General features: G+C 61.3%; 12 protein-coding genes. 6 read left to right on the top strand and 6 right to left on the bottom strand.

Translation table 11 applies throughout. The features are described from left to right. Window positions 1–327 (bottom strand): cation:proton antiporter (locus WBV42_RS04425; protein WP_423984956.1); only part of this gene is annotated, 327 nt, incomplete at its 3' end. Window positions 328–619: 292 nt separating this feature from the next. Between WBV42_RS04425 and WBV42_RS04420 the strand changes: the two genes are divergently transcribed. Beyond that, complete coding sequence (locus WBV42_RS04420) at window positions 620–2,413, top strand: prolyl oligopeptidase family serine peptidase (RefSeq protein WP_423984955.1); 1,794 nt, start codon at window positions 620–622, stop codon at window positions 2,411–2,413. 267 nt (window positions 2,414–2,680) lie between these two features. After that, window positions 2,681–3,418 (top strand): lysostaphin resistance A-like protein, encoded by a 738-nt coding sequence (locus WBV42_RS04415; protein ID WP_423984954.1) that lies wholly within the window; start codon window positions 2,681–2,683, stop codon window positions 3,416–3,418. Here the strand turns inward: WBV42_RS04415 and WBV42_RS04410 are convergent, their stop codons facing one another. Next, the gene (locus WBV42_RS04410) at window positions 3,419–3,706 is read right to left on the bottom strand and encodes a hypothetical protein (protein ID WP_423984953.1); all 288 of its coding nucleotides are present in this window, start codon (window positions 3,704–3,706) and stop codon (window positions 3,419–3,421) included. A 31-nt stretch (window positions 3,707–3,737) separates the two neighbouring features. Here WBV42_RS04410 and WBV42_RS04405 point away from each other — a divergent pair, with 31 nt between their 5' ends. Beyond that, on the top strand, window positions 3,738–4,016 hold the full coding sequence (locus tag WBV42_RS04405; RefSeq protein WP_423984952.1) for a hypothetical protein: 279 nt from the start codon (window positions 3,738–3,740) through the stop codon (window positions 4,014–4,016). A gap of 47 nt (window positions 4,017–4,063) precedes the next feature. Here WBV42_RS04405 and WBV42_RS04400 read toward each other — a convergent pair whose 3' ends face one another. After that, a complete protein-coding gene (locus tag WBV42_RS04400; protein ID WP_423984951.1) occupies window positions 4,064–5,371 on the bottom strand; it encodes an AI-2E family transporter in 1,308 nt (435 codons plus the stop codon). A 112-nt stretch (window positions 5,372–5,483) separates the two neighbouring features. After that, window positions 5,484–6,284, bottom strand: coding sequence for an NAD+ synthase (locus WBV42_RS04395; RefSeq protein WP_423984957.1), 801 nt, complete (start codon window positions 6,282–6,284; stop codon window positions 5,484–5,486). 589 nt (window positions 6,285–6,873) lie between these two features. On the opposite strand from WBV42_RS04395, the gene WBV42_RS04390 reads away from it, so the two are divergent. From WBV42_RS04390 to WBV42_RS04380, 3 genes are all read left to right on the top strand, one after another. Beyond that, the gene (locus WBV42_RS04390; RefSeq protein ID WP_423984950.1) at window positions 6,874–8,247 is read left to right on the top strand and encodes an ammonium transporter; all 1,374 of its coding nucleotides are present in this window, start codon (window positions 6,874–6,876) and stop codon (window positions 8,245–8,247) included. Then, window positions 8,244–8,606 (top strand): P-II family nitrogen regulator, encoded by a 363-nt coding sequence (locus WBV42_RS04385; protein WP_082837997.1) that lies wholly within the window; start codon window positions 8,244–8,246, stop codon window positions 8,604–8,606. Before WBV42_RS04390 ends, WBV42_RS04385 begins: the two co-directional genes overlap by 4 nt. Before the next feature lie 197 nt (window positions 8,607–8,803). After that, entirely contained in the window at window positions 8,804–9,916 is a 1,113-nt protein-coding gene (locus tag WBV42_RS04380) for a M24 family metallopeptidase (protein WP_423984949.1), read from the top strand. Window positions 9,917–10,042: 126 nt separating this feature from the next. On the opposite strand, the gene WBV42_RS04375 is transcribed toward WBV42_RS04380, so the two are convergent. After that, window positions 10,043–10,297, bottom strand: a complete 255-nt coding sequence (locus WBV42_RS04375; RefSeq protein ID WP_423984948.1) for a hypothetical protein — start codon at window positions 10,295–10,297, stop codon at window positions 10,043–10,045. A gap of 129 nt (window positions 10,298–10,426) precedes the next feature. Further along, window positions 10,427–11,216: ABC transporter ATP-binding protein (locus WBV42_RS04370; protein ID WP_423984947.1), on the bottom strand; the 790-nt coding region annotated here is incomplete at its 5' end.

The following is an 11,216-nucleotide window of genomic DNA, read 5'->3' as shown; positions in this document are numbered from 1 at the left end:
GTGGACGAGACCACAGAGGGAGACGAACGTCAGTGCCGCCCCGCCCGTCACCAGTTTCAGCGTCGAGCGCGGTGCGTCACGAATATCCGACGCGGACAGCGTGAACGCCCCTTCGAAGATGATGATGGCAACCGCCAGCGAGACGATAGTCGAGAGCGAGTCGTCGAACAGCGTCGGGTCGATGAGTCCCACCCCTGCCGGTCCGAACAGGATGCCGAAACCCAGCAGAAACACCACGTTCGGAATCTCGTATCGGTCCGCGAGCAGTTTCGACGCCGCTCCGAGCGCGATTATCGACGCCGATACGAGGAGCAGATCCGATGACATTGGCTGGATGGACTTCGCTGATGGGTTCTCGCATCAATTGAACGTCATGAATCACGATAGGTCTTGCTCCGACGTTCGTGGTGAGGAGTTGGATCTGAAGTCGGGTTTGCTGTAATCGAAGCTACAGGAGAGCTGACTTCGAACGTTCTCAGCCGCTTGCGACGAACGAAAGAGTTTGATTCTGTTGGGATTGCAGCGACTGCAATCACGAAACTTCCGGACACGTCCGCTTCGACCCATCAAAACTACCGTGAGCCGAATCCTTTTCTCGTCCCTCTTCGCACGCTATAGCATGCCAACCGCGCCGTATCCGCTCACGCGCTATCTCGGTATCGACTCGGCCAGTTCCCCGACCATCGCGGTCGATGGGACGCTCGTCTTCCTCGCCGACACGACGGGGACGCCCCAGGTCTGGTCGCTCGACGATCCGGATTCGTTCCCGAAGCGACTGACGAGCCACGACGAGCGAATCTCGTTCGTCTCGGCGTCGCCCTCCCGCCCGGAGGTCGTCTTCGGCATGGACACCGGGAGCGACGAACACGACCAACTGTACCGCTACGACCTCGAAACGGGGACCGAAACGCCGCTGACGGCGACCCCGGAGGCCATCCATCAGTGGGGCGGCTTTAGTCCCGACGGCGAGCGAATCGCGTTCACGGCCAACCGCCGCGAGGGATCGACGTTCGACGTGTACGTTCAGGGCCGCGACGACGAGTCGGCCACGCTCGTTCACGAAGGGGCGGGCGGCTTTCTGACGGTCGAAGCGTGGGGCGAACCCGGTCTCGTCCTTTCGAAGGCGAACGCCAGTTTCGATCAGAACCTGTTCCTGCTCGATCCCGAAACCGGGGAGCATCGGCGACTTACCGACGATACCGACGCGCAGTACCACAGCGCGCGGTTCGACGCCGACGGGAACTGCTACTGCGTGACGAACCACGATTTCGACACGACCGCCATCGCCCGACTGGACCTCGACGATGGAACCCTCACGACGGTCGAGGAGGGCGGCGACTGGGACGTTTCGCACTTCTCGCTCCACGGCGGAACTGGTCGGGTCGTCTGGGCGCGCAACGTGGACGGCTACTCGGAGGTACACGCGGGCAAACTGGACGCCGAGGCCGACGAGATCGAGCGTACGGCGACGCCGCACTTCCCCGACGGCGTGCTCTTCGGCGCGGGGTTCTCCCCCGACGGCGAGGACTGTGCGCTCGCGTTGAGTCGGAGCGACGACCCGCAGAACGTCTTCGTCCTCGATCCGGAGGCTGGAAGCGTCTCACAGTGGACCGACTTCGGCACGCTCGGCATCCCCCGTGACACCTTTCTCGAACCCGAAACGGTTCGGTTCGAATCGTTCGACGGGCGTGAGATTCCGGCGTACTGGACGCTCCCGCCGAACGCCGAACCAGGAAACACGCCCGTCATCGTGGACATCCACGGCGGCCCGCAGCACCAGCGCCAGCCGTGGTTCTACCCGACCAAGCAGTACTTCCTCCAGCAGGGGTACGCGGTTCTCGAACCCAACGTCCGTGGCTCGTCGGGCTACGGCGCGGCCTACGCCCATCTGGACGATAAGGAAAAGCGCATGGACTCGGTGGCCGACATCGAGGCCGGTGTCGAATGGCTCCACGCGCAGGACGCCGTCGATTCCGACCGAATCGTCGCCTACGGCCGCTCCTACGGCGGATTTATGGTCCTCGCGGCGATCACGGAATACCCGGACCTCTGGGCCGCCGCCGTCGAGTTCGTCGGCATCGCTGACTTCGAGACCTTCCTCGAAAACACGGGCGAGTGGCGACGGAGTCACCGCGAACAGGAGTACGGCTCGCTGGATAACCCCGAGCTCCTCGAACGGATCAGTCCGCTCCACGACGCCGAGAAGATCAGTTGCCCGCTGTTCATCCAACACGGCGCGAACGACCCCCGCGTCCCCGTTGGCGAAGCCGAGCAAATCGCCGAGAAAGTCCGCGAGCAGGGCCTCCCCGTCGAAACCTGTATCTTCGAGGACGAGGGGCACCACACCACCTCCCGCGAAAACCTCGTGGAGGAGTTCGAGCGGATTTCGGCCTTCTTGGACGAACACGTGTAGACTGCGGACGTGTAGAAGATTGGATCCGCGCAGGCCGGACCCCGATGTCGGGACGGCCACTCTATTTTCATATCATCGCTCTCACCGTTTTGATTCCAACCGCGATTCCCACTCTCTCAACCGATTCCCGCCGTTTTCGTTCCCGGGTTACTGGCAGTATTTCTACACAACAACCAGTAGCCTACGGGTAAACATACGAGGCGGAGGATTTGGGGTGAACGGGAAAATTACGACAGCGACTGGCGCGAATCTCGAAGAGGCGAGCGAATGAGCGCGATCTGGAACCCGAAGACTCGGGCGACGTTTACCGCAGTCGGATTGGGATTTGGAGGGTACGCGTTCGCGGTCATCGTCGTCCTGTTCACGGCGATTCTGTTTTCCGCGGTCGGTATCGCCCTGCTCTCCCGACCGACGTTGCTCGTCGCGGTTTCGATCGTCATGGGACAGGGCGTTTCCTTCGGTCTGTTCGCACTGGCGTATCTCCATTACACGGGGCGCGGCCTCGGCTACGTCCACGCACGGATTCCGACAGTCTCGGACCTCGGATGGACGGTCGGCGGGTTCATCGTCTTCTACGGCGGCCTCATCGTGGTGTCGCTCGTGCTCACGACCTTCGGGATTCAGTCGGCACAGAACGAACTGGCGGCTATCGGGGAACGCGACCCGAACGTGTTCTTGCTCCTGATTCCGCTCTCGTTCCTGCTCATCGGTCCCGGCGAGGAACTGCTGTATCGCGGGGTGGTCCAGGGGCGTCTCCGGGAGTCGTTCGGACGGTGGCCCGCCATCGCGCTGGCGAGTCTGATCTTCGCGCTCGTCCACTTCTTCTCGTTGCAGGGTGCGGGAAAACTCGTCTATCTCGCCATCCTGCTCGTGCTCTCGCCGGTCCTCGGTGCGGCCTACGAGTACACACAAAACCTCGTCGTCTCGGCGCTGATCCACGGCGCGTTCAACGCGATTCAGTTCGCGCTCGCCTATCTGATGGTGACGGGTCAACTCAACCCGTAGTCACTGATTCTCGCTTCCCTGCCAGCGAACGACGAGAAATTCGGTGTAGCCTCCGTAGGCGATTTCGAGCGACCCGACCCACCAGTTCCACTTCTCGGGGAGGGACATGTCGTCCGGTGCGTCCTCCAGATGGCCGACGATGGCAGACGCGGTGAGTTCGATGCCCGCGTGTTTCCGATACCGGCCCGAATCGGACAGGTCGCGGGCTTCCCGGACGACGACCCTGCGTGCACCATCCGGTGCGTCGAATCGCTCGCGTAGCCGTCGGTCGAGTTCGCTCGGGTTCATTTTTAATATCGTTCCGTGCATCGATTCATCCATGCCCACGGTCTTCGCGGTAGACGAATACGAGGCACAGGAGTACGACGCGGTGCTCGTGCAGGAAAACGCGGTCGTCTGTCTTAATGCTGACCCACCGCTGGCCCGCGTCATCCCGTTCCAGAAGGTGAACCACGTCGATTCGGACCCCGAACTGCTCCTCACGGATTCCGAGGTGCCGGATTCGTTCTTCGGCGGTGCCGAGTACGGGTTCGTCGAGGTCGATAAGTTCGAGCGAATTCAGCGCCATCTGGAGGACATCGATAAGGAACAGTACTGATCATCGGGCATCGCCCCCGACGACCTTCCATCTCTACCTTTCGTCCCTCACGTAGGGCTCGTAGTGTCATCCTCGTCGCGGTGACTCTGGTCCGGGAAATCTGTCGAGTCATCCTCGGTCCCGTTTCCCGATTCCGCTTCGTCGTCCGATTCCGCTTCGTCGTCCGATTCTGTTTTGCCATCCGATTCCGCTTCGTCGGCCGATTTCGTTTCGCTCTCGTCGGTCCGTGGCTCCCTGCTTTCGGCCGGTTTTCCCGTCGCGTGCCGTTTCGGAAGCGGTTCTCCCTGTATCAAATCGGGGAGGACGACGCGATTGAACTGGATGAGCAAGACGAGCAACAACGGCCCGAAAAACAGCCCATACCAGCCGAACAGCAACGGCCCGAAGATGTACGCGAACAGCATCAACCCGACGTGTAACTCCCGTCCCGTGATGTAGGGTCGGATAACCGTTTCCGCCACGAGATCGATGACGATGATGAACAGCGCGACGAACGCCACCGGGAACCAGATGGTTCGAATCCCGGTGTCGAGCGATTTGACGAGGAGGTAGGCCGCGATAGGCACGTAAATCAACTTCACCCCGACGATCGGAACGAGGCTAGCGATTCCGGTGAGCAAGCCGAGTAGCGTCGGAAGCGGCACCGCGAGTCCCGGCGGTGCGAAGACGTTGGCGAGGTTGTACACCACGGCGGCGGCGAGGCCGACGACGAAGGCGTTCAGGATGTTGCCGAAGTACACTGTTTGCAGGCTTCGGTCCACCGCAGCGAGGTAGCTGTATGCCGTGCTCCGTTCGCCGCCGATGTCGCGCACGAACCAGCGGACGAGTTTGTCGTCGTCCCGGAGCAGGTAGAAGGCGAACGCGAGCGCGACGAACAACTGGAGGAGCGCGGTTCCGAACGCTGCCGCCACGTCGACAGCCGTTTTGAGCAGTTCTGGCCCGCCGAGTCGCATGATCTCCCCTTGGCTCTGTTGGAGGAGATGGATGATTCGCTGTGGATGGACCGTCAGCGATGAGAGGTCGAAATACGGCCGGAGCACGCCCTCGTACCCCTTCAACGACTCGCCAGCTATCGAAGCCACCTCGACTGCGCTCACGGCGACGGCGTAGGAGATGAGCACGACGACAGGAAGTGCGACCGCTATCAGCGACGCGAACGCGGTCAGTCCCGGATGGCCGAGTCGGTGTTCGAGACGGTTGTATATCGGCCGCGTCGCGTAGTACATGAACAGGCCGAGTACGAACGTCCCCTCGAACGAGTAGAAGACGAACAGAACGATGATCGCAAGGAAGACCCCGACCACCCACCACGCGAGACGCGACCGCTCCATCGGCAGCGCTGTATCGTCAGCCATCTGCGTTCGGGTCCCCACCCATACAGCCCTTACGTGGTCCGTGATTATATCGCTCGGGGTAAAATCGATGACTTCCCTCGAATCCCGATCAGTCCGTCGGCACGGGAGGTCGTTATTCGGTGACTTCCCTGCCCGACGTGGCTGGCAGACGGCGTTTGTGATGGGTTTCGAGGTGTCTGTTGACGACTTCCCAGACCGTCTCTATCGGAATGTCGAGTTCCTCCGCGACCGTTTCCGCCCGGTAGCGTCTGTCCACGACGTAGTGGAGGACCGCGTCGATTCGCTCGTAGGATGCACCCAGTTCCTCTTTGTCGGTCTGCTCGGCCCACAGTCCCGCCGTCGAGGGCTTTTCGACGATCCGCCGGGGAAGTCCGACGTGCCGGGCGAGCGCGCGTACTTCCGTCTTGTAGAGGTTCGCTAACGGGAGGAGGTCACACCCACCGTCTCCGTGTTTCGTGAAGTAACCGAGCAGTTGCTCCGACCGATTGCCGGTTCCGAGCACGAGTTTGGATTGGGTGTTCGCCGCGTAGTACGTGCTGGTCATCCGGAGGCGTGCGATGGCGTTACCGAGCGCTTGCACTCGATCGTCGCGCTCCGCGTCGCCGCTTATCAGTTCTTCGAACCCACGAATGAGCGGTTGGAGGTGAATCTCCTCGTAGTCGATGTCGAGCGCTTCGGCCACGGTCAGGGCATCGTGACTCCCCGCTTCGGCGCTCAAGTTACAGGGGAGCAGGAGTCCGAACACGCGGTCGGAACCGAGCGCCTCGACCGCGAGGTACGCGGCCAACGTCGAATCGACGCCGCCGCTCATTCCGACGACGACGCCCTCGGCCCCCGACCGTTCGACGTATTCCTCGATGAAGAGCGTGAGTTGCTGATATGTCGCAGAGACGTTTTTCTCGTCGGTCAGCATCTCCGCTGGGGGAAGGTAGGACGTCGTCACGTTCCCATCCCCTTCTCATCACACGAGCGACGGTTCGCACTGCCGAACGAACTAGAACAACAAAGGGGGCAATTTAGGAGGAATTTAACCACGTTTGTATTTCTGATCACGAAATAACGAAACAATACGGTAGTATAAAATACTTCTTGTGTGTCAATCCATATTTTCGAATCCTGTAATAGGGCCTTTAATCACGCCGTTTGTGCACGGTGAACATCTGTAATTGTGCACAGTGAAGTACGTTCACTGATAGCGCGCAGCTCGAATTCCCTGTCTCGGACATATCAATTTATAATGTTTACATCCGTCCGATTTAGACTCCACATACATCCTATTTCTGCACGCTTTACAACCTTATATGGAATATATTCGATTGTAAAGTGGCTGTTCGTCAACAAAGAATTGATTAACTGGACGTTTGTAAACGCTCAATTTTATCTACTTATGAATCACGACTCTATACCGTGAATTGGATTACGAACGCAGTAAAAATGGGTGAAAAGGCAAACAATCTTGTTATCGATTCCCCTCCAACGGGGTTCGAGGAGTGTGACGGCTGATGGTTGACATCGGCACTGTCGCGGACGGAGTCAACAACGTCTGGATACTCACCGTCTCTTTCCTCATCTTCTTCATGCAACCCGGGTTCGCCATGCTGGAGGCTGGACAGGTTCGGGCGAAGAACGTCGCGAACGTCCTCATGAAGAACTTGATGGACTGGTCGCTCGGCGTTCTCATCTACTTCCTCGTCGGGTCCGGCATCGCGGCCATCGCCGCGACGTTCCTGGCTCCCGGCGGACTTTCGCTGGCCGGTGCGTTCTCCTACGTCAACAGCCCGGATTCGTGGATCGGTTGGCTGTTCGGCGCGGTGTTCGCCATGACGGCGGCGACCATCGTCAGTGGGGCAGTCGCGGAACGCCTGCAGTTCAAGGCGTACCTGTTCTACTCCATCGCCCTGACGGCGGTCATCTACCCCGTCATTCAGGGATTCGCGTGGTCCGATGCCGGTCTGTTGACTGCCAGCGGATTCCTCGGTCAGGCGGTCGGATCGATCTACGGTATCGCGGACGGCGTCGGGTACATGGACTTCGCGGGCGCAACCGTCGTTCACATGCTCGGTGGCATCGCGGGGCTCGTGGGCGCGTACATGGTTGGGCCCCGTCGCGGACGGTTCGACAAGGAGGGCAACAGCGTTCCCATCCCCGGCCACTCGCTGACGCTCGTGATGCTCGGGACGTTCATCCTCGCGTTCGGCTGGTACGGTTTCAACGTCGGAACGCAGGCAACCGTCCTCGATGCGTCGAGCGGGACGCTGACGTTCACGGGTGCCGCGCTCGGCCGCGTCGCGTTGAACACCACCCTCGGCATGGGTGCGGGTGCCGTCGCCGCGGCAATTGCGACGACGTTCCTCGAAGGTAAACCCGACCCGCTGTTCACGGCGAACGGTTTGCTCGCCGGTCTCGTGGCCGTCACGGGTGCAGTCCCCCACGTCACGTGGTTCGGCGGAATCGCCCTCGGTGCCATCGCGGGCGTGCAGGTGCCCCTCGTCTACCGCTGGGTCGTCGACACGCTCAAAGTCGATGACGTCTGTGGCGTGTTCTGTGTCCACGGAAGCGCGGGTGCGATCGGTACGTGGTTGATTCCCGTGTTCGCCGTCTCCGGTTTCTCGCTCGCACAGTTCACGATGCAGACGGTCGGCATCTTGACCATCGCGATCTGGACGCTCGTCACCTCCTACCTCGTGTTCAAGCTCGCGGAAGTCACCGTGGGTCTGCGCGTGGACGAGGAGGACGAACACACCGGTCTGGACAGCTCCGAACACGGCATCGTGGCCTACCCCGAGTTCGTCGAATCGTTCGACGAAACCGGCGGTGGCTCGCCGACGGGAGCGACGGATGGTCACGCCATCGCGGACGGAGGTGAACACAAATGACCGCCGCGGCCGACTCCGGAATCGAGATGGTCGTCGCGATAATTCGTCCCGACCGATTGGCGGACGTAAAGCGTGCGCTCGTGGAAGCCGGTGCGCCCAGTCTGACCGTCACGAACGTCTCGGGACGTGGCAGTCAACCGGCCACCAAGAGCCAGTGGCGCGGCGAGGAGTACGTCGTCGACCTCCACCAGAAGGTCAAAATCGAGTGCGTCGTCGCGGACACGCCCGCCGAGGACGTCGTGGAAGCGATCCGTGAAGCGGCTCACACCGGCGAACCCGGCGACGGGAAGATCTTCGTCCTTCCCGTCCTCGACGCCTGTCAGGTCAGAACCGGGAATCGCGGAATCGACGCAGTGTAGGTTCGGATCGTCTGCAGTTTCGGAACGTCTGCAGTTTCGGAACGTCGCTTCGAAGCGACGTTCGGCGATCTATTCGGCAACCTTGTCCCGGTCTTCGTTATTCGTTTTTGCCGTCACTCTCGTTTCCAGCGGAAGCTTCCCGCTCGGAATTGCCTCGGAGCACCAACTTTTACGCTCCGGGTTCCGATATTCGAGACATGACGGACGCTTTCGCGGAACGAACCCGTCGGTGTCAGCAGCGATTGGATGCGGCCGACGCCGATGCCCTCGTCCTTTTCCCGAGCACGAACCTGTTTTACCTCTCCGGCTTCCGGGAACATCCCGGCGAACGACACCTGCTCCTGTTCGTCCCGAAGGACGACGACCCCGTTTTCGTCGTCCCCGACATGTACGGCGAGCAGATCGCCGACGAGTCGTGGATTTCCGACATACGAACGTGGAGCGACGGCGACGACCCGCTCTCGCTCGTGGGATCGGTCGCCAACGAGTTCGACCTCCACGGCGGCCACCTCCTCGTGGACGACCGGATGTGGGCGCTGTTCACCCAAGGTCTCCAGCGTACTCTCCCCGACGCGACGTTCGGACTGGCCAGCGAGGCGCTCGACTCCCTCAGAATGCGGAAGGACGAAACCGAAATCGAAGCGCTACGAACGGCTGGCGAGGTCGCGGACCGAGCCAGCGTCGAAATCCGGGAACTCGGCGATGACGCCATCGGGATGACGGAGTCCGAACTGGCCGCCGAGATCGAAGCCCGACTGTCCGATGCGGGGGGCGACGAACCCGCCTTCGACACCATCGTCGGCTCCGGTCCGAACGGCGCGAAACCACACCACGGCCACGGTGACCGCGAAATCGGCTCCGGCGACCCCGTCGTCCTCGACTTCGGCGCGTTCGTCGGCGGCTACCCCGGCGACCAGACCCGAACCGTCGTGTTCGCGGGTGATCCGCCCGAGGGGTACGAAGAGGTACACCAGGCCGTCCTCGAAGCCGAACAGGCGGGTGTCGAAGCCGCCGAACCCGGCGTCACCGCCGAATCCGTGGACCGGGCCGCTCGCGAGGTCATCGAGTCCTACGGCTACGGCGAGGAGTTCATCCATCGCACCGGCCACGGCGTCGGGTTGGACGTACACGAAGGGCCGTACATCGTGGAGGGCAACGACCTCGAACTCGAACCCGGAATGGTGTTCAGCGTCGAACCCGGCATCTACCTCCCCGGCGAGTTCGGCGTCCGAATCGAGGACTTGGTCGTCATCACCGAGGACGGCTGTGAGCGCCTGAACGACTCGCCCCGGACGTGGCAAGCGCTGTGAGGTAGAATCTAGCGACGTAATTCACTCGTTCTCGCGGTAGTGCTGGGCGTACATCATGGCGAAAATTCCGCATAGTGGAATGACGTTCGCTACCGTTCCGGTGAACTCGTCCATCGGGACGAGTTGTTACAACGCACGGCTGATACCGCCGAGTACGAGCAGGGAACCGGCGGCCATCGATAATGAACCGTCCGCTCCACGGAAGTACAGTTCCCAAACACCCTTGAGAACGAACATGGTTGGGAATAACCACCACACTACGGTCCCGAACGGTGGGTAGAACAGCAGTGCCGCGCCGAGGACGGTGATTCCGGCGATGAGTATCACTAGACGGCCGAGAGGATGGTCGGTGAGTCGGTCCGCGTATTTCACTGCGCTCATGGACTCGTGTCGTCCTGTTATCTACCGGTATTCTTCTCGCTGTTAAAAATGTACGCCAGCTAATCGGTCATCGGAGATGGACCCGACTCGGACTGCAATCGAACTCCTCCGAACTCACCCACGCTGCGTTTAGAGCGGTCGTTGCGGGTTCACGACCGGTCCTTCCGGTCCGAGACCGACCGTCGCTTCGACGCCGAACACCTCGGCGAGCAGTTCCTCGGTCACGACTTCGTCCGGCGGTCCCCAGTCGTAGGGTTCGCCGTCGCGGAGGGCGACGAGGTTGTCGGCGTAGCGGGCGGCCTGCGAGATGTCGTGGAGGACGATGCCGATGGTCAGGTTCTCCTCGCGGGCGAGCGTTTTGACGATTTCGAGGACGTTCAGCTGATGGCGCAGGTCGAGGTACGTCGTCGGTTCGTCCAACAGCAGCACGTCCGTGTCCTGTGCCAGCACCATTGCGATCCACGCGAGCTGTTTTTGTCCGCCGCTGAGGTTGTTCATCTCCTCGTCCCTGAGGTGCGTGACGCCGGCGCGTTCGAGTGCGGTATCGACGGCCTCGTGATCCGCTTCCGTCTTCGACTCGAAGAGCTTGCGGTGCGGGTATCGACCGTGGTATGCGAGTTCCTCGACGGTCAGGCTTCCGGGCGACTTGTTCTGTTGTGAAAGGAGCCCGAGTTCCCGCGCGAGTTCCTTCGTCCCGAACGACTGGATGTCGCTGCCGTCCAACCGAACGACGCCGTTTTCGGGTTCCAGCTCGCGGGACAGCGCCTTGAGAAGCGTGCTCTTTCCGCTCCCGTTCGGGCCGACGAGCGCGGTTATCTCCCCCGCCGGGAGGACGATGGAGTTACAGTCCACGATGATTCCGGAAGTCGGATAGCCGCTCGCCAACTCCTCGCCGAACAGTTCGCTCGCGCGCTCGTTC

Source organism: Haladaptatus sp., assembly GCF_049589095.1.
Classification (GTDB): domain Archaea; phylum Halobacteriota; class Halobacteria; order Halobacteriales; family Haladaptataceae; genus Haladaptatus.
The sequence above is the reverse complement of the archived record's forward strand: the minus strand, read 5'-3'. Positions and strand labels throughout refer to the sequence as shown.

Coding starts and splice junctions, on each gene's coding strand:
- WBV42_RS04415 (WP_423984954.1), top strand. CDS start 2,681: ATGAGCGCGATCTGGAACCCGAAGACTCGGGCGACGTTTACCGCAGTC.
- WBV42_RS04390 (WP_423984950.1), top strand. CDS start 6,874: ATGGTTGACATCGGCACTGTCGCGGACGGAGTCAACAACGTCTGGATA.
- WBV42_RS04405 (WP_423984952.1), top strand. CDS start 3,738: ATGCCCACGGTCTTCGCGGTAGACGAATACGAGGCACAGGAGTACGAC.
- WBV42_RS04410 (WP_423984953.1), bottom strand. CDS start 3,706: ATGAACCCGAGCGAACTCGACCGACGGCTACGCGAGCGATTCGACGCA.
- WBV42_RS04400 (WP_423984951.1), bottom strand. CDS start 5,371: ATGGCTGACGATACAGCGCTGCCGATGGAGCGGTCGCGTCTCGCGTGG.
- WBV42_RS04375 (WP_423984948.1), bottom strand. CDS start 10,297: ATGAGCGCAGTGAAATACGCGGACCGACTCACCGACCATCCTCTCGGC.
- WBV42_RS04385 (WP_082837997.1), top strand. CDS start 8,244: ATGACCGCCGCGGCCGACTCCGGAATCGAGATGGTCGTCGCGATAATT.
- WBV42_RS04395 (WP_423984957.1), bottom strand. CDS start 6,284: ATGCTGACCGACGAGAAAAACGTCTCTGCGACATATCAGCAACTCACG.
- WBV42_RS04380 (WP_423984949.1), top strand. CDS start 8,804: ATGACGGACGCTTTCGCGGAACGAACCCGTCGGTGTCAGCAGCGATTG.
- WBV42_RS04420 (WP_423984955.1), top strand. CDS start 620: ATGCCAACCGCGCCGTATCCGCTCACGCGCTATCTCGGTATCGACTCG.